Annotated in this window: 21 protein-coding genes and 1 tRNA gene; 12 read left to right on the forward strand and 10 right to left on the reverse strand. The window is 74.0% G+C overall.

Going from position 1 to position 22,636, the window contains the following annotated elements:
- Nucleotides 1-117: 117 nt before the first annotated feature.
- Complete coding sequence (locus tag ACZ4WV_RS20930) at nucleotides 118-936, reverse strand: isocitrate lyase/PEP mutase family protein (RefSeq protein ID WP_465748808.1); 819 nt, start codon at nucleotides 934-936, stop codon at nucleotides 118-120.
- A gap of 111 nt (nucleotides 937-1,047) precedes the next feature.
- Between ACZ4WV_RS20930 and ACZ4WV_RS20935 the strand changes: the two genes are divergently transcribed.
- Nucleotides 1,048-2,085, forward strand: a complete 1,038-nt coding sequence (locus tag ACZ4WV_RS20935; RefSeq protein WP_465748810.1) for a winged helix-turn-helix domain-containing protein — start codon at nucleotides 1,048-1,050, stop codon at nucleotides 2,083-2,085.
- Nucleotides 2,086-2,258: 173 nt separating this feature from the next.
- Nucleotides 2,259-2,933, forward strand: coding sequence for a Crp/Fnr family transcriptional regulator (locus ACZ4WV_RS20940; RefSeq protein WP_030288117.1), 675 nt, complete (start codon nucleotides 2,259-2,261; stop codon nucleotides 2,931-2,933).
- 62 nt (nucleotides 2,934-2,995) lie between these two features.
- Here ACZ4WV_RS20940 and ACZ4WV_RS20945 read toward each other — a convergent pair whose 3' ends face one another.
- From ACZ4WV_RS20945 to ACZ4WV_RS20965, 5 genes are all read right to left on the reverse strand, one after another.
- Nucleotides 2,996-3,829: an MBL fold metallo-hydrolase gene (locus ACZ4WV_RS20945; RefSeq protein ID WP_465748812.1), complete on the reverse strand. Its 834-nt coding sequence runs from the start codon at nucleotides 3,827-3,829 to the stop codon at nucleotides 2,996-2,998.
- Nucleotides 3,826-3,999, reverse strand: coding sequence for a hypothetical protein (locus ACZ4WV_RS20950; protein ID WP_465748814.1), 174 nt, complete (start codon nucleotides 3,997-3,999; stop codon nucleotides 3,826-3,828). Before ACZ4WV_RS20950 ends, ACZ4WV_RS20945 begins: the two co-directional genes overlap by 4 nt.
- A 154-nt stretch (nucleotides 4,000-4,153) precedes the next feature.
- Nucleotides 4,154-5,050: an NUDIX hydrolase gene (locus ACZ4WV_RS20955; protein ID WP_465748816.1), complete on the reverse strand. Its 897-nt coding sequence runs from the start codon at nucleotides 5,048-5,050 to the stop codon at nucleotides 4,154-4,156.
- A 106-nt stretch (nucleotides 5,051-5,156) separates the two neighbouring features.
- A complete protein-coding gene (locus ACZ4WV_RS20960) occupies nucleotides 5,157-5,624 on the reverse strand; it encodes a RidA family protein (protein WP_465748818.1) in 468 nt (155 codons plus the stop codon).
- A complete protein-coding gene (locus ACZ4WV_RS20965; RefSeq protein WP_094743074.1) occupies nucleotides 5,621-5,779 on the reverse strand; it encodes a DUF4177 domain-containing protein in 159 nt (52 codons plus the stop codon). The genes ACZ4WV_RS20960 and ACZ4WV_RS20965 overlap by 4 nt, the downstream gene beginning before the upstream one ends.
- A 246-nt stretch (nucleotides 5,780-6,025) precedes the next feature.
- On the opposite strand from ACZ4WV_RS20965, the gene bagA reads away from it, so the two are divergent.
- Nucleotides 6,026-7,099 carry an ATPase BagA gene (gene bagA, locus ACZ4WV_RS20970; protein ID WP_465748820.1) on the forward strand — a complete coding sequence of 358 codons (1,074 nt, stop codon included), beginning with the start codon at nucleotides 6,026-6,028 and terminating at the stop codon, nucleotides 7,097-7,099.
- Nucleotides 7,100-7,143: 44 nt separating this feature from the next.
- Nucleotides 7,144-8,271 (forward strand): ATPase BagB, encoded by a 1,128-nt coding sequence (bagB, locus tag ACZ4WV_RS20975; RefSeq protein ID WP_465748822.1) that lies wholly within the window; start codon nucleotides 7,144-7,146, stop codon nucleotides 8,269-8,271.
- Between the two features lie 49 nt (nucleotides 8,272-8,320).
- Here the strand turns inward: bagB and ACZ4WV_RS20980 are convergent, their stop codons facing one another.
- Nucleotides 8,321-8,644, reverse strand: a complete 324-nt coding sequence (locus ACZ4WV_RS20980) for a WhiB family transcriptional regulator (RefSeq protein WP_030240986.1) — start codon at nucleotides 8,642-8,644, stop codon at nucleotides 8,321-8,323.
- Between the two features lie 424 nt (nucleotides 8,645-9,068).
- Between ACZ4WV_RS20980 and ACZ4WV_RS20985 the strand changes: the two genes are divergently transcribed.
- Nucleotides 9,069-11,396 carry a transglycosylase domain-containing protein gene (locus ACZ4WV_RS20985; RefSeq protein WP_465748824.1) on the forward strand — a complete coding sequence of 776 codons (2,328 nt, stop codon included), beginning with the start codon at nucleotides 9,069-9,071 and terminating at the stop codon, nucleotides 11,394-11,396.
- Between the two features lie 191 nt (nucleotides 11,397-11,587).
- On the opposite strand, the gene ACZ4WV_RS20990 is transcribed toward ACZ4WV_RS20985, so the two are convergent.
- Nucleotides 11,588-12,040 (reverse strand): GatB/YqeY domain-containing protein, encoded by a 453-nt coding sequence (locus ACZ4WV_RS20990; RefSeq protein WP_465748826.1) that lies wholly within the window; start codon nucleotides 12,038-12,040, stop codon nucleotides 11,588-11,590.
- A gap of 151 nt (nucleotides 12,041-12,191) precedes the next feature.
- On the opposite strand from ACZ4WV_RS20990, the gene ACZ4WV_RS20995 reads away from it, so the two are divergent.
- The 3 genes from ACZ4WV_RS20995 to ACZ4WV_RS21005 all read left to right on the forward strand — a co-directional run bounded on the left by ACZ4WV_RS20995 (nucleotide 12,192) and on the right by ACZ4WV_RS21005 (nucleotide 14,038).
- The gene (locus ACZ4WV_RS20995) at nucleotides 12,192-12,920 is read left to right on the forward strand and encodes a CGNR zinc finger domain-containing protein (RefSeq protein WP_465748828.1); all 729 of its coding nucleotides are present in this window, start codon (nucleotides 12,192-12,194) and stop codon (nucleotides 12,918-12,920) included.
- Nucleotides 12,920-13,864, forward strand: a complete 945-nt coding sequence (locus tag ACZ4WV_RS21000; protein WP_465748830.1) for a metallophosphoesterase — start codon at nucleotides 12,920-12,922, stop codon at nucleotides 13,862-13,864. Before ACZ4WV_RS20995 ends, ACZ4WV_RS21000 begins: the two co-directional genes overlap by 1 nt.
- A 100-nt stretch (nucleotides 13,865-13,964) precedes the next feature.
- Nucleotides 13,965-14,038 (forward strand) — tRNA-Pro (locus ACZ4WV_RS21005).
- 194 nt (nucleotides 14,039-14,232) lie between these two features.
- On the opposite strand, the gene ACZ4WV_RS21010 is transcribed toward ACZ4WV_RS21005, so the two are convergent.
- Complete coding sequence (locus ACZ4WV_RS21010) at nucleotides 14,233-16,953, reverse strand: helix-turn-helix transcriptional regulator (protein ID WP_465748832.1); 2,721 nt, start codon at nucleotides 16,951-16,953, stop codon at nucleotides 14,233-14,235.
- 158 nt (nucleotides 16,954-17,111) lie between these two features.
- Between ACZ4WV_RS21010 and ACZ4WV_RS21015 the strand changes: the two genes are divergently transcribed.
- The 4 genes from ACZ4WV_RS21015 to ACZ4WV_RS21030 all read left to right on the forward strand — a co-directional run bounded on the left by ACZ4WV_RS21015 (nucleotide 17,112) and on the right by ACZ4WV_RS21030 (nucleotide 21,735).
- Complete coding sequence (locus ACZ4WV_RS21015) at nucleotides 17,112-17,489, forward strand: nuclear transport factor 2 family protein (protein WP_465748834.1); 378 nt, start codon at nucleotides 17,112-17,114, stop codon at nucleotides 17,487-17,489.
- Nucleotides 17,490-17,658: 169 nt separating this feature from the next.
- Complete coding sequence (locus tag ACZ4WV_RS21020) at nucleotides 17,659-19,152, forward strand: MFS transporter (protein ID WP_465748836.1); 1,494 nt, start codon at nucleotides 17,659-17,661, stop codon at nucleotides 19,150-19,152.
- A gap of 133 nt (nucleotides 19,153-19,285) precedes the next feature.
- Nucleotides 19,286-21,142: a S9 family peptidase gene (locus tag ACZ4WV_RS21025; protein ID WP_465748838.1), complete on the forward strand. Its 1,857-nt coding sequence runs from the start codon at nucleotides 19,286-19,288 to the stop codon at nucleotides 21,140-21,142.
- A complete protein-coding gene (locus ACZ4WV_RS21030) occupies nucleotides 21,139-21,735 on the forward strand; it encodes a hypothetical protein (RefSeq protein WP_465748840.1) in 597 nt (198 codons plus the stop codon). The genes ACZ4WV_RS21025 and ACZ4WV_RS21030 overlap by 4 nt, the downstream gene beginning before the upstream one ends.
- Before the next feature lie 12 nt (nucleotides 21,736-21,747).
- Here the strand turns inward: ACZ4WV_RS21030 and ACZ4WV_RS21035 are convergent, their stop codons facing one another.
- Nucleotides 21,748-22,533 carry an SURF1 family protein gene (locus ACZ4WV_RS21035; protein ID WP_465748842.1) on the reverse strand — a complete coding sequence of 262 codons (786 nt, stop codon included), beginning with the start codon at nucleotides 22,531-22,533 and terminating at the stop codon, nucleotides 21,748-21,750.
- Nucleotides 22,534-22,636 lie beyond the last annotated feature (103 nt).

The raw sequence follows: 22,636 nt of genomic DNA on the forward strand, positions 1-22,636 counted from the left end.
CCGCTACGAGAAGACCGCCACCGTCTTCCAGGCCGGCCTCCACATCGCGGGGATCTTCATCTGGTCCGCCCGCTGATCCAAAAGAAAGGACCTAGGCCTGTCCAGCCGAGCTCCCGGTCAGTACAGCCCGTTGAGCTCTCCGAAGCCGAGCGCCCCGTCGAGCTCCGTCAGCGTCCCGGCGTCGAGCAGTTCGACGGCGGCGCGGCGGGCCGCCGTGTACGCGAGCTGGGCGAGGCCCGTGCCGACGCTGATTCGCCGCACCCCCGTGGCGGCGAGTTCGGTGACGGTCGGGCCACCCGCGGCGGCCATGACGTTCACCGGCAGCGGGGTCCGCTTGCACAGCTCGGCGAGGGCGTCGAGGTCCAGGAGTCCGGGGACGAACAGGCCGTCCGCGCCCGCTTCGGCGTAGGCCGCGGCCCGGACCAGCACGTCGTCCAGCCCGCCCAGCCCGAACAGGAACACGTCGGTGCGGGCGTTGACCAGCAGCTCGGGCAGGCCGGCGGTGACCGCCGCGGTCCGGGCCGCGCGCAGCCGTTCGGCCTGCTCGGCCACCGTGAACAGCGGCCCGCCGACGGCCGTCGAGTCCTCCAGGTTGACCCCGGCCGCGCCCACCCCGACCAGCCCGGCCACGGTGGCCGCCACATCGGAGGGCAGCGGCCCGTACCCGCCCTCGGCGTCGATGGTGACCGGCAGGTCCACCGCCGCGACGACCCGATGGGCCGTCTCGACCGCCGTCGCCCGGTCCATCCGCTGGCCGTCACCGAGGCCGAGCGACCACGAGGCGCCGCCGCTGGTGGTGGCGATCGCCTGCGCGCCGGCCGAGGCGATCACCGCGGCGCTGCCGGCGTCCCATGCATTGGGCAGGACGAGCACGCCCTCCTCGACGAGCCCGCGCAGTCGCAGTGCCCGCTCGCGGGCCCGGGTGGTGGTGGACATGAGGGGCACCGGCTTTCGTACGGATCGGTGGGGACGCAGGCATCCTGCGCTCACCGCCGGGCGGGTCACCAGTGTTTAAGCTGGGGCCGAATCTTCCGAAGGGGGCCGCGCATGCGGACGGAACTCCACTTCTCGGCCCAGGACTTGGCGCTGACCAGGTTCGCCGTCAGCCCGATGCAGGAGGTGGTGACCAGCCTGCGGGCCCTCGCGCACTCGCCCGCTCCCGCGCTGCACCGCCGCTGGGCCGGGCAGGTGCGCGAGCGGCTGGCCGCCTCCGGGCTGGACTGGGGGCGGCTGGCCGCGATGGTCCCGCCCGACGGCCACCTGCCGGACTTCCTCAACCCGACTCCGGCCGGCTTCTCCCCCACGCTCGCCGAGGAGCTCGCCGCGATCACCGCGACCGGCGCGGGGCAGGTCCGGGCCGACCTCGACATCCTGGCCGGCGAGGCGGGCGGGCGGCTGCCGGCCTGCCTGGAGCCGCTCCACCGGGACCCGGCCGCCCGGCTGCCCGGGCTGGCCGCCGAGATCGCGGCGTACTGGGAGCTGGCGCTCGCCCCGTACTGGGCGCGGATCCGCGCGCTGCTGGCCGCGGACGTCTTCCACCGCTCCCGCCAGGCCGCCGAGCACGGCACCGCCCGGATGCTGGACGAGCTGCACGAGACGGTCCGCTGGGACGGCACCGCCCTGCGGCTGGAGCGCCGGCACTGCGCCGTGACCCGGCTGAACGCCGGAGCCGGGCTGCTGCTCCTGCCGTCGGCCTTCGCCTGGCCCCGGGTGCTCACCCGGGTGCTGCCGCCGGACCCGCCGCAGCTGATGTACCCGGCGCGCGGCACGGCCACCCTGTGGGAGGACCGCTCCGACACCTCTGCGCGCACCGACGCGCTGGCCGCCGTACTCGGCCGCTCCCGGGCCCGGCTGCTGGCCGAGCTGGACTCCCCCGCCTCGACCACCGAGCTGGCCCGCCGCACCGGGCTGTCCGCGGCCGCCGTCTCCCAGCACCTCAGCGCCCTGCGCACGGCGGGCCTGACCAGCGCGCACCGGGCCGGGCACACCGTCCTCTCCGCCCGTACGGCGGTGGGCGACTCGCTGTTCGACCCCGACGGGCAGGCGTTCGACGCCCCGGTGCCCGCCGGGCGCCCGGCCCGATGATCCGCCGGTGCACCCGTGATCCGCCGGTACGAATGGCCCCGCACGGCGCACCCGGATACACCCCCTCCTCATATGATCGGAGCGACATGCGCCATGCTTGGTGATGCAGAACACTGAACGGAACTTGCGCCGGACGGCGGCCCACCGCCGGACGGCCGAGAAGGAGGAAGCACGTGGACGACGTTCTGCGGCGCGCCGCACTCTTCGCGGCACTCGACGACGAACAGGCCGGCGAGCTGCGCGCTTCCATGACCGAGGTCACCCTCGCCCGTGGTGAGTCGCTGTTCCACGAGGGCGACCCGGGCGACCGGCTGTACGTCGTCGCGGAGGGCAAGGTCAAGCTGCACCGTGCCTCCCCGGACGGCCGCGAGAACATGCTGGCCGTGCTCGGCCCCAGCGAGATGATCGGCGAGCTGTCGCTGTTCGACCCGGGCCCGCGCACCGCCACCGCCAGCGCGCTGACCGAGGTCAAGCTGCTGGGTCTCGGCCACGGCGACCTGCAGCCCTGGCTGCACGCCCGCCCCGAGGTCTCCATCGCGCTGCTGCGGGCCATCGCCCGCCGACTGCGCCGGACCAACGACGTGATGTCCGACCTGGTCTTCTCCGACGTGCCCGGCCGCGTCGCCAAGGCCCTGCTGGACCTCTCCCGCCGCTTCGGCGTGCAGTCCGAGGAGGGCATCCACGTCGCCCACGACCTCACCCAGGAGGAGCTGGCCCAGCTGGTCGGCGCCTCCCGCGAGACGGTCAACAAGGCGCTCGCCGACTTCGCCGGCCGCGGCTGGCTGAAGCTGGAGGCGCGCGCGGTGGTCCTGCTCGACGTCGAGCGGCTGTCGCGCCGCTCGCGCTGACGCTCCGAGCACCGCGAAGGCCCGTCCGGTCCGGACGGGCCTTCGTGTCGTTCCGGCCCGGATCAGTCCTGTCCCGGGATGAGCCCGTGCTCCTCCAGGTACTCCAGCTGGGCCCGCACCGAGAGCTCGGCGGCCGGCCAGAGCGCCCGGTCGACGTCGGCGTAGACCCGGGCGACCACGTCGGCGGCCGTCCGGCAGCCCGCCTCCACCGCGGTTTCCACCTGGGCGAGCCGGGTGGCGCGGTGCGCCAGGTAGTAGTCGACGGCGCCGAGCGCGTCCGCGAGCACCGGGCCGTGGCCGGGCAGCACCGTCCGTACGCCGTGGTGGGAGGCCATCGTGTGCAGGCGGCGCAGCGAGTCCAGGTAGTCGCCGAGCCGGCCGTCGGGGTGGGCGACCATCGTGGTGCCGCGGCCGAGCACGGTGTCACCGGTGAGGATCGCGCCGTCGTCCGGCAGGTGGAAGGTCAGCGAGTCCGAGGTGTGCCCGGGGGTGGCGACCACCCGGAGGTCGAGGCCGCCGACGTCGAGGCGCTGACCGCCGACCAGGCCCTCCGAGCCGAGCCGGCGCGCCGGGTCCAGGGCCCGCACCTCGGTGCCGGTCAGCTCGGCGAAGCGGGCCGCGCCCTCGGAGTGGTCGGCGTGGCCGTGGGTGAGCAGGGTGAGCGCGATCCGCTTGCCCCGCTCCTCGGCGAGCTCGACCACCCGCCGCAGGTGCTCCTCGTGCAGCGGACCGGGGTCGATCACCACCGCGAGGTCCGAGCCGGGTTCGGAGAGCAACCAGGTGTTGGTGCCGTCCAGCGTCATCGGCGACGGGTTCGGCGCCAGCACGCACAGCGCTCGTGGGGTGGCCTCACCGCCGGTCGCGGCGGCGGGGTCACCCGGCAGGAGTCCGCTCACCGGCCGCGCTCGCCGTCACGGTGCAGGGCCCGCAGCGGCAGGGCCCGGACGAGGGCGCGCTGGGCGACCTCGACGAACGGGACCTGGCTGTCGCAGCCGGTGGAGCGGGGGATCAGTCGGCGGGCGGGCAGCTCGGGGGCCGTCCGGCGAGCCACGTCGTCGTGGTCCATCGGGTGTCGGTCCTTTCTCGTCGGCGTCTCTCGTGCGGTCGGGAGTCCCGGAGCCCCCGGCTATCGGGAATTCCGGAGTCCTCGGCCATCAGGAGTCCCGGAGTCCTCTCGGCAGTCGGCGATCCCGGTGTCCTCGGCCATCGGGTCGGAACGGTCAGGAGGCCTCCGGCCGGGGCTCCCCGACCGGTGGTTCCACGGGGAACTCCCCGTCGATGGTCAGCTCGTCATACCCGGGCCAGCGGACCGTCATCCGGTCGCCCCGGACCTCGGCCCGGCCCAGCACCGGCGCCAGCACCCGGTCGGCGGCCGCGGCCACCGCCTCCGCGGCGGTCCGCACCGGCGACAACTCGCGCAGCACCGTCACGGTGGGCGGCAGCATGCCGAACCGGCCCTCCTGGTACCCCCGAACCGCCTCGGTCGGCGTCAACCAGGCGACCCGGTCGGCCTCGCCGACCTCCAGGGCCGCGAGCTGGCCGGCCGGCAGGGCGGCGACGAAGAACCAGGTGTCGTAGCGCCGTTCCTCGAACTCCGGGGTGATCCAGCGGGCCCAGCCGCCCAGCAGGTCGCTGCGCAGCACCAGGCCGTGGTCGCGGAGGAACTCGGCGAAGGACAGCTCGTGCGCCTCCATCGCGGCCCGCTCGGCGGACCAGTCGCGCGGCGCGGCGACGCCGTCGGCGTCCGGGCCGGCCAGCAGCACGCCGGCCTCCTCGAAGGTCTCGCGCACCGCCGCGCAGACCACTGCCCGCGCCGTCCGGGCGTCCACCCCGAGCCGCCGCGCCCACGCCTCCGGCGTCGGACCCGCCCAGCCCGTCTCGACCTCGGCGTCCCGCGGGTCCACCCCGCCGCCCGGGTAGGCGTACATCCCGCCCGCGAAGGCCATCGAGGTGCGTCGGCGCAGCAGGTAGGCCTCCGGCCCGGCGGCGGAGTCGCGCAGCAGTACGACGGTCGCGGCGAGCCTGGGCACCGGCGGGGTCAGCGCGCCGGAGTCGACCGCCCGGATCCGGGCGGGCCAGCCGGGCGGCATCGGGAGCGTCGTTGCTCGATGGTCCATGCCCGGATGCTAAGCGCACGAAGGCGGGGTTGGACAGGCCCAACCCCGCCTCCGGGACCGCATTCGACGGGGTCGGAAAGTTCCGGCCCCGCCTCCGTGACCGCAATCAGTCGTTCTTGACGCGCACCTGGAGCTCGACCTCGACCGGGGCGTCCAGCGGCAGCACCGCGACACCGACCGCGCTGCGGGCGTGCACACCCGCGTCGCCCAGCACCTTGCCGAGCAGCTCGCTGGCGCCGTTGATCACACCGGGCTGGCCGGTGAAGTCGGCGGCGGAGGCGACGAAGCCAACGACCTTCACGACCCGCTCGATCCGGTCCAGGTCGCCGATCACCGACTTGACGGCGGCCAGCGCGTTCAGGGCGCAGATCTGCGCGAGCTCCTTCGCCTCCTCCGGGGACACCTCGGCACCGACCTTGCCGGTGCTCGGCAGCTTGCCGTCGACGACCGGCAGCTGGCCGGAGGTGAACACGAACTCGCCCGACCGCACGGCCGGCACGTAGGCAGCGACCGGGGCGGCCACCGGCGGCAGGCTCAGGCCCAGCTCCGCGAGCTTCGACTCGACGGTGTTCACGCGTTCTTCTCCCGCTTGAAGTAGGCCACCAACTGCTCCGGGTTGGGGCCGGGCACGACCTGGACGAGCTCCCAGCCGTCCTCGCCGAAGTTGTCCAGGATCTGCTTGGTGGCGTGCACGAGCAGGGGCGCCGTCATGTATTCCCACTTGGTCATGGCCAGACTCTAGACGAGCCGTCCCGGCGACCGCCGCCGCCCGGCGACCGGCGTGTGAGGTGGAGCACAAAGGGGGCATGATTCAGTCCCGGCACCCCAGGTGCTCCGGGCATCGGACGCGCTCCCTGGTTACCCTCGCGAGAGGCACCCTCGTGAGGGACACCCCCGTCGGTGGGGGCACCCTCGTCACAGGGGCATCCTCCGCGGAGGGGACGCCCGTAGGACGGAGACGGACGGAGACGGAGCGTGGCACGCACCCCCGACCAGGCGGCCCGGCGCGACCCCGACTGGGAGGGTGTCCGGCTGCACGTGGTCAGCGGCAAGGGCGGCACCGGGAAGACCACGCTGGCCGCCGCGCTGGCGCTGGCGCTGGCCGCCGAGGGCGGGCGGGTGCTGCTGATCGAGGTCGAGGGGCGGCAGGGCATCGCCGAGCTGTTCGGCATCGCCGCCCTGCCGTACGAGGAACGCCGGATCGCCTCCGTCGCCCGCCCCCAGCTCGGGCTGGCCGCCGGGCGGGGCGCGCCCGGCGAGGTCTTCGCGCTGGCCATCGACACCGAGCAGGCGCTGCTCGAGTACCTGGAGATGTTCTACAAGCTCGGCCGGGCCGGCAAGGCGCTGCAGAAGGTCGGCTTCGTCGACTTCGCCACCACCATCGCCCCCGGCGTCCGGGACGTGCTGCTCACCGGCAAGGCCTGCGAAGCGGCCCGCCGCAAGGGCCCGGACGGCCGGCGCCGGTACGACGCGGTGGTCATGGACGCCCCGCCGACCGGGCGGATCACCCGGTTCCTGAACGTCAACTCCGAGGTCGCCGGGCTGGCCCGGATCGGCCCGATACACACCCAGGCGCAGGCCGTGATGCGGGTGCTGAGGTCGCCGGAGACCGCCGTGCACCTGGTCACCCTGCTGGAGGAGATGCCGGTGCAGGAGACGGTCGACGGCATCGCGGAGCTGCGGGAGGCGAAGCTCCCGGTGGGCGGGGTGATGGTCAACATGGTCCGGCCGCCGCTGCTGGACGCGGCGGCGGTGTCGGCGGTGGACGGGGACCACCGGGAGGACGTCGCGGTGGCCCTCGGCGAGGCCGGGCTGGGCGGCCGCTCACGCAAGGCGGAGACGGTCCGGGCGGCCGTGGACCCGCTGATCGGCCCGCTGCTGGAACAGGCCCGCGAGCACGCCGAGCGGGTCGAGCTCGAGCGCGAGCAGCGCGCCGACCTCCAGCAGCTGCGGCTCCCGACGTACGAACTCCCCCTGCTCGGCGAGGGCGTGGACCTCGGCGGGCTGTACCGGCTGGCGGGCGAACTGAAGCGGCAGGGGGCGGCGTGACGAACCCATCGGACGGCGTGCGCGGTACCGGAAGGCGGCTCGGAATGGACGAGCTGATCGACAACCCCAAGACCAGGATCATCGTCTGCTGCGGCTCCGGCGGCGTCGGCAAGACCACCACCGCGGCGGCGATCGGCCTGCGGGCCGCCGAGCGCGGCCGCAAGGTCGTGGTGCTGACCATCGACCCGGCCCGGCGGCTGGCCCAGTCGATGGGCCTGACCGAACTCGACAACACCCCCCGGGTGGTCAAGGGCGTCACCGGTGATGGGGAGCTCCAGGCCATGATGCTCGACATGAAGCGGACCTTCGACGAAGTCGTGCTGGCCCACGCCGACCCCGAGCGGGCCCGGACGATCATGGCGAACCCGTTCTACCAGTCCCTGTCGGCCGGCTTCGCGGGCACCCAGGAGTACATGGCGATGGAGAAGCTCGGTCAGCTGCGCTCCGCCGAGGAGTGGGACCTGATCGTCGTGGACACCCCGCCGTCCCGCTCGGCGCTGGACTTCCTGGACGCGCCCAACCGGCTCGGGTCCTTCCTGGACGGCCGGGTGATCCGCATCCTGACCGCACCCGCCAAGGTCGGCGGCCGCAGCGCGATGAAGTTCCTCAACGCCGGAATGGGCCTGCTCACCGGCACCCTGGGCAGGATCTTCGGTGCCCAGCTGCTCACCGACGTGCAGACCTTCGTCACCGCGATGGACTCGATGTTCGGCGGCTTCCGCGAGCGCGCGGACCGCACCTACCAGCTGCTCAAGGCGCCGGGCACCGCCTTCCTGGTGGTGGCCGCGCCGGAGCGGGACGCGCTGCGCGAGGCCGCCTACTTCGTGGACCGGCTCGCCGCGGACCGGATGCCGCTGGCCGGTCTGGTGCTCAATCGGGTGCACAGCACGGGCGCGCCGCAGCTCACCGCGGAACGGGCGCTGGCGGCCGCCGAGGCCCTGGAGGAGAACGGCTCGGAGCACTCGTCGCCCGAGGCGGAGCTGCTCGCGGCCGGGTTGCTGCGGCTGCACGCCGAGCGGATGCAGATCATGGGGCGGGAGCGCCGCACCCGCGACCGCTTCGTGTCGGTGTACCCCGACGTCCCGATCGTGGAGGTCCCGGCGCTGCCGGGCGACGTGCACGACCTGGACGGGCTGCGCGCCATCGGGGACCGGCTGAGCGGCGCGGCGTAGACACCTCAGCCCGTCCGGGCGTGGGTTTCAGGCCGCCCGGGCGTGGGCCTCAGCCCGCCTGGGCGTAGTCCGTCAGTATCACGCCGGTCGCGAGGGACTCCTCGTACTCGGTGCGGGCCGTCTCCAGCAGCCTGCGCCACGAGATGACCGTCGGGCGACGGCGCAGCAGCGCCCGCCGCTCGCGCTCCGTCATCCCGCCCCACACCCCGAACTCCACCCGGTTGTCCAGGGCGTCCGCGAGGCATTCCGTACGGACGGGGCAACCGCTGCACACCGCCTTCGCGCGGTTCTGCGCCGCCCCCTGGACGAACAGTTCGTCCGGATCACTCGTGCGGCAGGCGGCCTGCGCACTCCAGTCGTCAACCCAGCCCATGCCGGCGCCGTCCTCTCCCGTATTCGAGGCTCCCCCACGGCGGCAACGGCATATTCACCGTTGCCAGTTGAGGACGTTACGGAAGAACGACAGCGCGCAACAGCCCCTTCGGGCTCAATCTCGAATGACCCGATCGGACTATGGGTATCGGTCATCTCACTCGTTGGAGTGATCGCAGGTCGCAAGCCTTGCCACGTTCGGCGGATCCACTCTCGCCGCAGGCACCGTCACGGAGCGCTACCACCCACCCGGACACGGCGCGCCACAGCCGCCTCAAAACCCGGTCGATAGCGGGCAATTCGGGCAACTCTCCGCACTCACAAGAGTGAACGATGTTGACGCACCGAAGCTGTCGCAAGCTTGTGACAAGCCTAGGCGAACACCTGCCCCTATGTGCGGGAATCGGCGACGTAGGGTTCTCCTCATGGCACCGAAGCGCCCACAGGCATCCCAGCCCCCAGGCAACGCCGGAGCTCCGCGCCGCAAGAGCAGCGGATCACCGTTCGACCACGTCGGCAACGGCGTGAAGTTCCTGGGCGTCAGCGTGCTCTCCGGAGTCCTGCTGGCAGGCCTCGCCCTGCCCGCCGTCGGCGCCATGGGGCTGACCGCCAAGGACACGGCGGAGAGCTTCGACAACATCCCCGACGACTTCAGGACCCCGCCGCTCACCCAGGCCACCCAGATCTTCGACGCCAAGGGCGGCCTGATCGCCAAGGTCTACGAGCGCGACCGCACCGTCCTGAGCGCCGACCAGATGTCCCCGTACATGCGGCAGGCCCAGGTCGACATCGAGGACGCCCGCTTCTACGAGCACGGCGCCGTCGACCTCAAGGGCGTGCTGCGCGCGCTCAGCAAGAACGCGGAGAGCGGCACCGCCTCCCAGGGCGCCTCCACGCTCACCCAGCAGTACGTGAAGAACGTCAACGTGGAGAAGGCCGGCGACGACCAGGCGGCCGTCCTGGAGGCCCAGCGCAAGACCCTGGGCCGCAAGATCCAGGAGCTCAAGGTCGCGATCAAGCTGGAGGAGGACCTGACCAAGGACCAGATCCTCACCAACTACCTCAACATCACCTTCTACGGCCACCAGGCCTACGGGGTCGAGTCCGCGTCCCAGCGCTACTTCAGCAAGAGCAACAAGGACCTCACCATCGCGGAGGCCGCCACCCTCGCCGGGATAGTGCAGAACCCGTCGTCCTACGACCCGGTGCGCTACCCCGACAACACGCTCAAGCGCCGCAACGTCGTGATCGACAAGATGCTCGAGAACAAGCACATCACCGCCGACCAGGCGAAGGAGGCGAAGGCAGCCCCGCTGGGCCTGAAGTACAAGGACCCGCAGAACGGCTGCATCACCGCCCAGGCCGGCATGGGCTTCTTCTGCGACTACGTGCGCCACGTGGTCAAGCAGGACCCGGCGTTCGGCAAGTCCGCCGAGGAGCGCAAGAAGCTCTGGGACACCGGCGGTCTGAACATCTACACCACGCTGGACCCGGACAAGCAGGCCGCCGCCCAGAACGCCGTCACCAAGAACGTCAACGTGACGGACCAGGTGTCGGCCGCGGCGACCATGATGGAGCCGGGCACCGGCAAGATCCTCGCCATGGCCCAGACCCGCCCGTACGGCCTGGACCCGAACAAGAACCAGACCGTCGTCAACCTGAACGTCGACGCCGCGATGGGCGGCGGCAACGGCTTCCAGACCGGTTCGACCTTCAAGCCGATCCTCGCCGCGGCGGCGCTGGAGGCGGGCATGTCGAACACCCAGTCGTTCCCGTCCCAGAACAAGATCGAGTACCCCCAGATGTCCACCTGCTCGGGCACCTGGAAGAACACCGACAAGCCCAAGGCCACGGTGAAGAACGAGCAGGACAGCGAGGTCGGGCCGTACGAGCTCAAGGAGGCCATGGCCCGCTCCGTCAACACCTACTTCGTGCAGATGGAGCAGCAGGTCGGCCTCTGCGCGATGAAGCAGATGGCGAACAAGCTGGGCATCACCCAGTCCGCGAAGGGCGACCCGTTCCAGGAGGTCCCCTCGATGGTCCTCGGCACCATGGAGCTCTCCCCGCTGACCATGGCGAACGTCTACGCGACCTTCGCCGCCCGCGGCAAGTACTGCACCCCGATCGCGATCAACAAGATCACCACGGTGGACGGCAAGGACATCAAGGTCCCGCAGTCCCAGTGCAGCCAGGCCTTCTCCGAGCAGACCGCGGACTCGCTCAACACCGTCCTGCTCAACGTGACCGAGAAGGGCACCGCGGCTGCGCTCGGCCTGGACGACGGCCGCAAGATCGCCGGCAAGACCGGCACCACCGACGAGAAGAAGGCCGCCTGGTTCGACGGCTACACCCCGTCGCTGGCCACCGCGGTCTGGCTCGGCGGCCCGGCCGGCGGCGTCAAGATGAAGAACATCAACATCGGTGGCAAGCACTTCGACGACGTCTTCGGCGCCACCGGCCCCGGCCCGATCTGGCAGATGGCGATGAACCAGGCGCTCAGGGGCACCCCGCTGGAGCCGATCCAGACCACCAACATCCCGGACCCGCAGCCGGCCACGCCCCCGGCGAACACCGCCCCGCCGGCCGACCCCAACACCCAGCCGCAGCAGCCGGCCGGGAACCCGCCGCCGCCCCCGGCCAACGGCAACCCCGGTGGGGTGATAGGAGGCGGGTTCACCTTCCCGCCCGGCTTCATCGGCGGGGGCGGCAACGGCGGCGGCAACGGCGGCAAGCACGGCGGCGGCAACGGCTGACGGGCCGTCGGCGGTGCGGCGCGGGTGACCGCGTCGCACACCGCGGCGGAGCAGCGCGACGGAGAGCCGCGACGGAGCACCGCAACGGCCGAGGAAGACGACGGCCGAGCACCGCAGCAGGACAGGGCGAAGGGGCGCCCCCGGTGATTCCGGGGGCGCCCCTTCGCGGTGCTGCAGTGTGCGGTGCCGGGTCAGGCCAGGGCGGCCTTCACGGCGGCGGCCACCCGGCCGCCCTCGGCCAGGCCCTCCACCTTCGGCTTGACCAGCTTCATCACGGCGCCCATCGCCTGCGGCCCGCTCGCCCCGCTCTCGGCCACGGCGGCGGCCACGATCGCGGCCAGCTCCTCGTCGGAGAGCTGCTTGGGCAGGTACCCGGCTAGCACCTCGCCCTCGGCACGCTCGCGCTCGGCCTGCTCGGGCCGGTCACCCTTGTCGAAGGCCTCGGACGCCTCGCGGCGCTTCTTGGCCTCGCGGGTGATCACCTTCAGCACCTCGGCGTCGGACAGCTCGCGCTTCTCCTTGCCCGCCACCTCCTCGGCGGTGACGGCGGCCAGCGTGAGCCGGATGGTGGACGAGCGCAGCTCGTCCCGGTCCTTGATGGCAGCCGTGAGGTCCTCCTGCAGCTGCTCCTTGAGCGTGGTCATGGGCACGAGTCTCCCACCTGCGGGGTTCGGTCGCTTGCCATTAACCGCGCCCGGCCATCAACCGCGCCCGGCCATCAACCGCGCCCGCCGCGGCTGGGCTGCCGCGCCCGACCGCGCAACGCAACGCTGCGTAACTCCTTATCCTGGTTACATGACCGATGGCGAGCACGAGCCGGCGACCGGCCTGGTCCTCACCACGCCCGGCGGCGCCCGGTTCCACTTCGACCCGGGCGCCCTCTGCCTCGAACTGCTCCCCACCGGCGGCCCCGGCGATCACGCCCGGTACGAGGTGCTGCACCGCCCGTCCGACCTCGCCGACTGGCTCCGCCGGTCCCGGCTGCGCCTGCCCGCCGACGCCGTACGGATCTCCGCCGAGCAGCTCACCGCCGCCCGCATCCTCCGCGACGCCCTGTGGCGCCTGGCCACCGCCCGCGCCCGGGGCCGGGCCGGAACCGCCGAGGACCACGCCGTGCTCAACCGGGCCGCCGCCCACCCGCCGCTCGTCCCGCAGATCAGCCCCGACGGCTCCCCGGCCGCCCCGCTGCCCGCCGACGGGGCGCAGCTGGTCTCCACCCTCGCCCGCGACGCGATCGCCCTGCTCACCGGCCCGCACGGGGACCGGATCCGCGAGTGCGGGGCATCCGACTGCCAACTGCTGTTCGTCGACACCTCGCGGCCCGGGCGGCGGCGCTGGTGCTCGATGGAACGCTGCGGCAACCGCCACAAGGTCCGGGCCCTACGCGCCCGGCGGGACTCCGCGGAACCGGCGCGGGCGCCGGCCCCGTCCCCTGATCCGTCCCCCCGTCCGGCCCCGGACCCGTACCCGCACGGGGCCACCGGACGTTCACCAGCTGATCCACCGTCTGAGAGCATGGGCTGATGCGACCGCTGTACTCCGTTCCCCTCGGCGTTGCCGCCGCCGGCGCCGCCTGCCTCGCCTACTCCGTCGGGTACGAGGTGCGCGCCTTCCGCCTCCGCCGAGTCGAGGTCCCCGTCCTCCCGCACGGCGCCAAGCCCGTCCGGGTCCTGCAAGTGTCCGACATCCACATGGTGAACGGACAGGGCAAGAAGCAGCGCTGGCTGAAGAGCCTGGCCGGCCTGCGCCCCGACCTGGTGGTCAACACCGGCGACAACCTCTCCGACCCCCTCGGTGTCCCGGCCACCCTCGACGCGCTCGGGCCGCTCATGGAGTTCCCCGGCGTCTACGTCTTCGGGTCCAACGACTACTACGGCCCGGCCCGCAAGAACCCGGCCCGCTACCTCCAGGCCATGCGCAGCGGCGCCCACGGGATGAACAACCCCGACGGCACCGCCCGCCGCGGCATCACCGGCGCCGTCCACAACCCGTGGGAGAAGCTCCGCGACGGCTTCGACGCGGCCGGCTGGCTCGACCTCACCAACACCCGCGGCCGCCTCACCGTCTCCGGCCTCGACCTGGAGTTCACCGGACTCGACGACCCGCACATCCGCCGCGACCGCTACTCCGAGGTCTCCGGCGGCCCCTCCGCCGACGCCGACCTCTCGCTCGCCGTCGTCCACGCGCCCTACCTGCGCGTCCTCGACGCCTTCACCGCCGACCGCTACCCGCTGATCCTGGCCGGCCACACCCACGGCGGCCAGCTCTGCATCCCCTTCTACGGCGCCCTGGTCACCAACTGCGACCTCGACACCCGCCGGGTCAAGGGACTCTCCACCCACCAGGCCGGCGGCCACCGCTCCTACCTCCACGTCTCGGCCGGCTGCGGCACCAACCGCTACACCCCGGTCCGCTTCGCCTGCCCCCCCGAGGCCACCCTCCTCACCCTCACCCCGGCCCCCCGCTGACCAGCACCGGACGCCCGCCCGAAACCGGATTTCGTGTCTCGGCGAGCGTCCGGTAGAGTTCTACTCGTTGCGACGGAGACGGAGCGACAAACCGCAGGACCGGGGTGTGGCGCAGCTTGGTAGCGCGCTTCGTTCGGGACGAAGAGGCCGTGGGTTCAAATCCCGCCACCCCGACCCAGTGCAGAGGGCCCATCGGAGAGATCCGATGGGCCCTCTGGCGTTTCCGCACATATGAGGAGCCGTCGGCCCGGCCGAAGCCCGCCCGGGCGGCCCGGTGCGCGAGCCGCCGTGCAACGGCCGAGGCCGGGGTGTCCGGCGAGGTGACGGGCCGTCCGTTCCGGGGTCGGACGTCCCGTTCGGCGGGGTGGTCAGAGGACGGCTGCGAGGTCGGTTCGGGAGGTGATGCCGAGCTTGGGGTAGGCCTTGTAGAGGTGGTGGGCGACGGTGCGGGGGCTCAGGAAGAGTTGGGCGGCGATGTCGCGGTTGGTGAGGCCCTGGGCGGCCAGGCGGGCGATCTGGAGTTCCTGAGGGGTCAGGGGGCTGAGGGGCGCCGGCGGGCCGAGGGGGGTGTCGGGGGCGGGAGTGCCGGTGGCGGAGAGTTCGGTGCGGGCGCGGGCGGACCAGGGGTGGGCGGCGAGACGGTCGAAGGTCTCCAGGGCGAAGTGGAGGTGGGGGCGGGCGTCGGTGCGCCGGCGGCTTCGGCGGAGCCACTCGCCGTAGAGGAGGGCGGTGCGGGCGTGTTCGAAGGGCCGGTCAGTGGTGGCGTGGAGGTCGAGGGCGGCGCGGTAGGCGGGTTCGGCGAGTTCGTCGGGGCCGAGGAGGGCCTGGCAGCGCAGGCGTAGCGCTTCGGCCCAGGAGCGGTCGGCGGCGGCGGTCCAACGGGCGAACCGTTCGTAGGGTTCGGCGGCGCGGTCCGGGGTGCCGAGGCGGACGGCGGCCTCGACCAGGTCCGGGACGGCCCGGGTCGCGCAGACGTGGTGGCGGTGGGAGCCGGTGGCGAGGGCCTGGAGGCGGTCCGCGGCGCCGGCGGCGCGGCCCTGGCCGAGGTCGAGCAGGGCGAGTGCCCACAGGGCCCAGGGGCGGCCGGCGGCGGGGGCGGCGGTCTGCGGGCCGGTGGTGGCGAGGGCGGTGGCGGCCAGTTCGGTGCAGCGCTCGCCGCGGCCGTCCAGGGCCGCCAGGTGGGCGAGCAGTGCGCTGAGTTGGCTGACCCACTGGTGCTGTCCGGTGTCCCGGGCGAGGGCGAGCGCCTCGGTGGCGGTCACTTCGGCGTCGGCGTGGCGGCCGTGGAACAGCTCGGCCTCGGCGAGGAAGAACTGCAGGGTGGGCATCACCCCGACGGTGCCCTTGGCACGGGCCTCGGCGACCAGTTCGCCGCCGAGTTCGACCGTCTCGTCGTCGCGGCCGAGGACGAGCGTGGCGCCGCAGAGCTGGACGAGGTCGACCGGGGTCTCGGCGCCGGCCCTGCGGGCGGCCGCGGCGGTCTCGCGGACGGGCGGCGGCGTCCGGACGGACCGGCCGAGGGCGGGGAGGACGGCGGCGGGCAGGTGGCGGGCGAGCGGGGCCAGCGGGTCGTCGTCGGCCAGCGGGAGGGCGGCGAGCCGGTCGAGCACGGCGACCACCGCGTCCTCGCCCGCGTACCAGGCGGCGTGGAAGGCCTGGAAGAGCATCCGGGCGGCGTGCGGGCGCTCGATGCCGGTGCCGGCGGCGTCGAGCAGCAGCCGGTGCGCCGTCGGGTAGGAGCCGCGCCAGAAGTGCGCGGTGGCCCGGACCTGGTCCAGCAGGGCGTGCGCGAGGACGCTGTCGGTGCGGCCGCCGGCCTCGTCCGCGAGCGCCTCGGCCCGGACCAACTCGCCTTCCTCGGTGGCGGCTTCGGCCGCCAGGACGAGCCGGCGGGTGGCACCGTCGCGGTCCGGGGTGAGCCGGGCGGCGCGCTCGTACGCGGCGGCACCGCCCCGGCCGCCGCGGCGCTCGGCGCGGACGGCGGTGCGTTCCAGCGCGTCGGCGAGGGCGGCGTCGGGCGCGGTGGCGGCCAGGGCGAGGTGCCAGGTGCGGCCGTCGCCCTCCGGGAGTACCTCGGCGATGGCGCGGTGGACGGTCAGCCGCTGGTGGTGCGGGGCGCGCTGCAGGATCGCGGAGCGCAGCAGCGGGTGCCGGAAGGCGATCCGGCGGTCGGCGGTGACCGCCACCAGGCCCGACTGCTCCGCGGGGGTGAGGTGTTCGGCGCCGACGCCGAGCGCGGCCGCGGCGGGCAGCACGACGTCCAGCTCGCCGCTCTCCTCGGCGGCGGCGACCAGCAGCAGCGTCTGGGTGGCCGACGGCAGGCCGGTGACCTGGCCGTGGAAGGCGATCAGCAGCCGGCTGGTCAGCGGCAGGCCACCGACGGCGTGCGCCTGCGGCCCGGCGTCGACCGGGAGTTCGGTGAGGGCGAGCGGGTTCCCGGCGGCCTCGGTGAGCAACCGGTCGCGGACGGCGGCGGGCAGGTCGGGGCCGGCCCGGTCGGCCAGCAGCCGGGTGGCGTCGGCCTCGGCGAGGCCGGCCACCGGCAGTTCGGGGAGTCCGAGGCGCCGCTCCGCCGAAGTGCCGCCCTCGGTGCGGGCGGCGAGCAGCAGGGCGACCCCTTCGGCCTGGAGTCGGCGGGCGGCCAGCAGCAGGGCGTCCAGGGAGGCCCGGTCCAGCCACTGCACGTCGTCGATCACGCACAACAACGGCTGCTCGGAGGCGAGTTCGGCGAGCAGCCCGAGGGTGGCGAGGCCGACCAGCAGCCGGTCCGCGGTGGCGGTCGAGGCGTCGCCGAGCCCGAACGCCGCCTCCAGGGCCCGCCGTTGCGGCCCCGGCAGGGCGTCCAGCCGGTCCAGTCCGGGGGCGAGCAGCAGGCTCAGTCCGGCGAAGGGCAGTTCGGCCTCGTACTCGACGCCCGCCGCCCGGATCGCCCGGAACCCGGCCCCGGCCCGGGCGACCGCGTCGTCCAGCAGTGCGGTCTTGCCGATCCCCGCCTCGCCGCGCAGCAGCAGCACGCCGCTGCGCCCTTCCCGTGCCGCCGCCAACAGTCGGTCCACGGCGGCCTGTTCGTGTTCCCTCCCGTACAGCATGCCCCCGACCCTACCCAGCCGGTCGTCGGCACCCCAGCGCGGAAGCTACGTACGGCCATGCCTATACGTGACCGATTCGGCCGCCGCGCCCCGTCCATACCTTGGTTGAGCAGCGGGAACGACCCGCCCGACCACCCACCGGAACACGGGAGACAGCCATGACCGAGATCACCGCCACCGCCCTCCAGCAGCTCGCCGAGCGCTACCTCGCGGTGTGGAACGAGAGCGACCCGGCGGCCCGCCGCAAGCTGATCGACGAGGTGTGGGCCGAGGACGGCCGCTACACCGACCCGCTGGCCGCCGTCGTCGGCCGGGACGCGATCGACGCACTGATCGGCGCCGCCCAGGCCCAGTTCCCGGGGCTCGAGTTCACCCTCGGGCCGGTGGACGCGCACCACGACATCGCCCGGTTCACCTGGAACCTCGGGCCGGCCGGCGCCGAGCCGGTGGTGATCGGCTTCGACGTGCTCACGGCCACCCCTGAGGGGCGGATCGGCGCCGTGTACGGCTTCCTGGACCGCGTCCCGGGCGCCTGAGCCGCGCCCGGGCCCCGGGCCCATCCGAGGGGCGCCGCCGAGTCACCGGACGGCGCCCCTCCCCGGCCCTGAGCCGGGGCCCCGGCCCCCGGGTCCCGCACGGCGAACCCGAGCACCCGAAACCCAGCCGCCGACGCCCGAGCCCCACCCCTCTTGAGGAGAGTCCGAGATGAGCACCTCCGTGGACGCCCGGCGGTCCGCCGCGGCCACGACGGCCACGCCGACCGCAAGAGCCGCGACGACCGCCATGGCCACAACGGCCCCCCGGGGCCTGCTGCCGGTCATCCTGACCGCCACCTTCATGACCGCCCTGGACATCTTCGTCGTCAACGTCGCCGTCCCCTCCCTGCAGGCCGACCTGGGCGCCGGCCCCGCCGCCGTTCAGTGGGTGATGGCCGGGTTCAGCCTGGCGCTGGCGGCCGGGCTGGTCACCGCCGGCCGGCTCGGCGACCGCTACGGCCGCCGCCGGGTGTTCGCGCTCGGCCTGGCCCTGTTCACCCTCGCCTCCGCGGCCTGCGGGCTCGCCCCCACCGCCGGCGCCCTGGTGGGTGCCCGGGTCGCCCAGGGGTTGGCCGCGGCGCTGATGGGTCCGCAGGTGCTGGCGATCCTGCGGACGGCCTTCAGCGGCGCGGCGCAGGCGCGGGCCTTCGCCCGGTACGGGCTGACCATGGGCGTCGGCGCGGTGTTCGGCCAGCTGATCGGCGGACTGCTGATCCGCGCGGACCTGCTCGGCCTCGGCTGGCGCAGCTGCTTCCTGATCAACCTGCCGATCGGCCTGGCCGCGCTCGCCCTGGTCCGCCGCTGCCTGCCGGAGTCTCGCGCTCCGCAGCGGCCGGGGCTGGACCCGGTCGGCGTGCTGCTGGTCACCCTCGGGCTGACCGCCCTGGTGTTGCCGCTGATCCAGGGCCCCGGGCTCGACTGGCCGCTGTGGACCGGGCTCTGCCTCACCGCCTCGCTCGTCCTGCTCGCCGGCTTCGCCGTCCACCTGCACCGCGCCACGCGCAGGTCCACCGCCCTGGGTACCACCGCCGGCACCGACAGCGCGGCGCCGCTGGTCGACACCCGGCTGTTCCGCAGCCGCGCCTTCAGCGCCGGGCTGCTCGCCCAACTCGCCTTCTGGCTCGGCCAGGCCTCGTTCTTCCTGGTGCTCGCCCTGCACCTGCAGCTCGGCCGCGGCCTGGACGCGCTGGGCGCCGGCCTGGTGTTCACCGCGATCGGCCTCGGCTACCTGATCACCTCCAACACCACCCACCGGGTCACCGCCCGCATCGGCGAACCGCGCACGGTCACCGTCGGCGGCCTGCTGATGGCCGTCGGGCTGGGCCTGCTCGCCCTCGCCGCCTACGGCGCGGCGGACGGCAGCGTCTGGTGGCTGGCGCCCGGGCTGTTCGTCGACGGCCTCGGGATGGGCCTGGTGATCGCCCCGATCACCACCGTCGCCCTGGCGGCCGTCGAGCCGGAGTTGGCCGGTTCGGCGGCCGGGGTGGTGTCCACCGTCCAGCAGGTCGGCGGCGCCGTCGGGGTCGCACTGATCGGCCTGGTCTACTACGGCGCGGGCGACGCGACGGCCGCCTTCGGCCGCAGCGTGACGGCGCTCGCGGTGCTGGAGCTGGTGCTCGTGGGTGTGGTCCGGCTGCTGCCGCGGATGCCCCGGCATCCGTAACCCGGCAGCCGGGCCCGGCGACACGGGGCGCCGGGCCCGGTGGCACCGGGAACGGGGCCGGTGGCACCGGGCGGGTGGGGCGATCCCCACCCGCCCGTTCCGTTCTCTCGCCCCGATCGGGTTGGATGGTCGGATGAGCGAGGAGAAGAGCGCCGTACCGGCGTGGGAGCAGCGGTTCAGGGCGGCACGGGTGTCGCTGCCCGACTGGGCCGAGGACGCGCCCGACCGAGCGCTGTACGTGTCCAACGCGACCGGCACCTACGAGGTCTACGCCTGGGACCGTGCCACCGGAACCCACCGCCAGGTCACCGACCGACCGAACGGCACCACCGACGCCGAGCTGTCCCCGGACGGCGCCTGGATCTGGTGGTTCGACGACCACGACGGCGACGAGTTCGGCGTCTGGCGCCGCCAGCCGTTCGCCGGCGGCCCCGACGAGGAGGCCGTGCCCGGCCTCGCCCCCTCCTACTCGGCCGGGCTGGCCCTCGGCCGCGACGGCACGGTGGTCGTCGGCCGTTCCACCGACGAGGACGGCACCACCCTGCACCTGCTCCGCCCGGGCGCCGCCGAGCCGGTCGAGATCTACCGGCACGAGGAGTACGGCGGCGTCGGCGACCTCAGTGACGACGGCACCCTGCTCGCCATCGACCACACCGAGCACGGCGACGCGATGCACTCGGCGCTCCGGGTGGTCCGCCTCGGCGGGGACGGCGTGGAGACCGTCGCCGAGCTGGACGAGGTGACCGGCCGGGACGAGCCGCGCGGCGTCGCCTGCCTGGGCTTCGCCCCGGTCGAGGGCGACACCCGCATGCTGGTCGCCCACCAGCGCACCGGCCGCTGCGAGCCGATGATCTGGGACGTCGCCACCGGCGCCGAGACGGCCCTCCCGCTGCGCGACGAGCAGGGCCGCGAGCTGCCCGGCGACGTCTCCGCGCAGTGGCGCCCCGGCGCGAAGTCGCTGCTGGTCGAGCACGAGTACGAGGCGCGCAGCGAGCTGTTCTCGTACTCGCTCGCGGACGGCCGGCTCACCCGCCTGGAGACCCCGCGCGGCACCGTCGGCGGCGCCACCGCCCGTCCGGACGGCACCGTGGAGTACCTGTGGTCCTCGGCCGCCGAGCCCTCCGCCGTCCGCTCCACCGCCGGGACGGTCGTGCTGCGGGCGCCCGGCCCGGTGCCGCCCGGGTCCGTTCCGGTCGAGGACGTCTGGGTGGACGGCCCCGGCGGGCGGGTGCACGCCCTGGTGCAGCGCCCGGCCGGCAGCGCCGCGGCCGACGGTCCGCTGCCGACCGTCTTCGAGATCCACGGCGGCCCGACCCACCACGACAGCGACTCCTTCGCGGCCGGCCCGGCCGCCTGGCTGGACCACGGCTTCGCGGTCGTCCGGGTCAACTACCGCGGCTCGACGGGCTACGGACAGGCCTGGACGGACGCGCTGCACGAGCGGGTCGGCCTGATCGAACTGGAGGACATCGCCGCCGTCCGGGAGTGGGCCGTCTCCAGCGGCCTGGCCGACCCGCGGCGCCTGGTGCTGACCGGCGGCAGCTGGGGCGGCTACCTGACCCTGCTGGGCCTCGGCGTCCAGCCGGACAGCTGGTCGCTCGGCGTCGCCGCCGTGCCGGTCGCGGACTACCACACCGCGTACGCCGACGAGATGGAGGCGCTCAAGTCGCTGGACCGCACGCTCTTCGGCGGCACCCCGGAGGAGGTCCCGGAGCGCTTCACCGCCTCCTCGCCGCTGACCTACGTCGAACAGGTGCGGGTGCCGGTCTACATCAGCGCGGGGGTGAACGACCCGCGCTGCCCGATCCGGCAGATCGACAACTACGTCGAGCGGCTGGAGCAGCTCGGCAAGCCGCACGAGGTGTACCGGTTCGACGCCGGGCACGGCTCGCTGGTGGTGGAGGAGCGGATCAAGCAACTGCGGCTGGAGATCGACTTCGTCCGGCGGCACCTGGGCGTGCCCGACCGGGTCGCCGGAGCGGTTGAGTGAGACGTCTGCTGACGCTCGCGGGGGCGGCGGTGGCCGGGGCGCTGGTGCTCAGCGGCTGCTCGGGCTCGCACGGCGCCGACGCGGCCTGCCCGGCTCCGGCCGGCCCGGCGCTGCCGAGCACGGCGCCGCCGACCGTCCCGGCGCCCGCGCCGACGCCGATGCCGACGGCGACGACGGCGACGAAGGCCGGGGAAGTGGGAACGGGCGCCGGCCCGTTCGCCGCCCCGGCGGTGTACCGGCCGGGCGACAGCACGGTCCAGCTGGCGAAGGGATCCAAGGGATCGAAGGGATCGAGCGGCTCCAAGGGCTCGTCGGGCTCCTCGGGCTCGTCTGGCTCCAAGGGGTCCAGCGGCTCGAAGGGCCGTACGGTGCACCACCACATCGACCAGTACGGCTCGAACGGCACCGGCACCGGCCGTAGCCACTGCCGCGACACGGCCCCGAAGGAGGACGACGACATGTCGACGCCGTTCGGCGGTGCCGTGTCGGCCGTCCCTTCGCAGACCCCGAGCCAGCCCCCGGGCCAGGTGCCGACACCGGCCAAGCCGACGCTGCCCGCGCCCGCATCCGCGTCCGCCAAGCCCGCGCGGTAGGGCCGCCGAGGGTCAGTCCAGGACCGGGTCCAGCCCGAGGGCCCGGTCCTGCGCCGCCTCCGCCTCACGGCGCAGCAGGCGGAACCACATGAACACCACGAAGCCCGCGAAGACGAACCACTCCAGGGTGTAGCCCAGGTTCTGGAAGGCGCGCAGGGTGAGCCCGTCCCCGCCCTGCGGCTGGACGGTCGGTACGACGGTCAGCCCGGCGGGCACCTGGTCGGCGGCCACCCAGCCGTCGTACCAGCCGTCGTAGTCCAGCACGTTCAGCAGCGACGCCCGGTTGATCATGCCGAGCTGCCCGGCGGGCAGGCCGCCCGCCACCGCGCCGTTGCTGCCGACCGACTCGTTGGCCTGCAGCCGTCCGGTGACCGTCACCTGCCCGGCCGGCGGCATCCCGGCGACGGCCCCGGACGGGGAGCCGGGCGCCCAGCCGCGCACCACGGCGACGGCGTGTCCGTCGGCGGTGCGCAGTGGGGTGAGCACGTAGTAGCCCTGCTTGCCGTCCACCACCCGGTCGGGGACGAGGAGTTGGTGCTGGGCGTCGTAGCTGCCGGTCACCGTGACGGGCTTGCCGACGGTCTCCGTGGTCACCTGCGGGCTGGCCGGGGAGAGCAGGGAGTCGATCGGCTTGGTGTCACTCGAAGCGGTGAGGGACTGCTTGGTCTCCTGGTGCGTGGTGACGCGGTCCTCGAACCGGCCGAGCTGCCAGGTGCCCAGCCAGACGCACACCGCCACGGCCGCCACGGCCAGTGCGGTGCCGCCCAGCCAGCGCGGAGTCAGGAGGAACCGGTACACACCCCCACGGTAACCATTCCTCACACCGTCCCCGACCGCAGGGGTCGTCCGGGGACGGGCGGAATCGCCGGAGGCGCGCCTTCAGCCCGCCCTCACCGACGCT

It is taken from the genome of Kitasatospora sp. NPDC029312 (genome assembly GCF_055569215.1).

Bases quoted from the DNA above. Each gene is read 5' to 3' on its own strand.
- ACZ4WV_RS20930 (WP_465748808.1), bottom strand. From the start codon at position 936: ATGTCCACCACCACCCGGGCCCGCGAGCGGGCACTGCGACTGCGCGGG.
- ACZ4WV_RS20935 (WP_465748810.1), top strand. From the start codon at position 1,048: ATGCGGACGGAACTCCACTTCTCGGCCCAGGACTTGGCGCTGACCAGG.
- ACZ4WV_RS20950 (WP_465748814.1), bottom strand. From the start codon at position 3,999: ATGGACCACGACGACGTGGCTCGCCGGACGGCCCCCGAGCTGCCCGCC.
- ACZ4WV_RS20955 (WP_465748816.1), bottom strand. From the start codon at position 5,050: ATGGACCATCGAGCAACGACGCTCCCGATGCCGCCCGGCTGGCCCGCC.
- ACZ4WV_RS20965 (WP_094743074.1), bottom strand. From the start codon at position 5,779: ATGACCAAGTGGGAATACATGACGGCGCCCCTGCTCGTGCACGCCACC.
- bagB (WP_465748822.1), top strand. From the start codon at position 7,144: ATGGACGAGCTGATCGACAACCCCAAGACCAGGATCATCGTCTGCTGC.
- ACZ4WV_RS20980 (WP_030240986.1), bottom strand. From the start codon at position 8,644: ATGGGCTGGGTTGACGACTGGAGTGCGCAGGCCGCCTGCCGCACGAGT.
- ACZ4WV_RS20985 (WP_465748824.1), top strand. From the start codon at position 9,069: ATGGCACCGAAGCGCCCACAGGCATCCCAGCCCCCAGGCAACGCCGGA.
- ACZ4WV_RS20990 (WP_465748826.1), bottom strand. From the start codon at position 12,040: ATGACCACGCTCAAGGAGCAGCTGCAGGAGGACCTCACGGCTGCCATC.
- ACZ4WV_RS20995 (WP_465748828.1), top strand. From the start codon at position 12,192: ATGACCGATGGCGAGCACGAGCCGGCGACCGGCCTGGTCCTCACCACG.
- ACZ4WV_RS21000 (WP_465748830.1), top strand. From the start codon at position 12,920: ATGCGACCGCTGTACTCCGTTCCCCTCGGCGTTGCCGCCGCCGGCGCC.
- ACZ4WV_RS21010 (WP_465748832.1), bottom strand. From the start codon at position 16,953: ATGCTGTACGGGAGGGAACACGAACAGGCCGCCGTGGACCGACTGTTG.
- ACZ4WV_RS21015 (WP_465748834.1), top strand. From the start codon at position 17,112: ATGACCGAGATCACCGCCACCGCCCTCCAGCAGCTCGCCGAGCGCTAC.
- ACZ4WV_RS21020 (WP_465748836.1), top strand. From the start codon at position 17,659: ATGAGCACCTCCGTGGACGCCCGGCGGTCCGCCGCGGCCACGACGGCC.
- ACZ4WV_RS21025 (WP_465748838.1), top strand. From the start codon at position 19,286: ATGAGCGAGGAGAAGAGCGCCGTACCGGCGTGGGAGCAGCGGTTCAGG.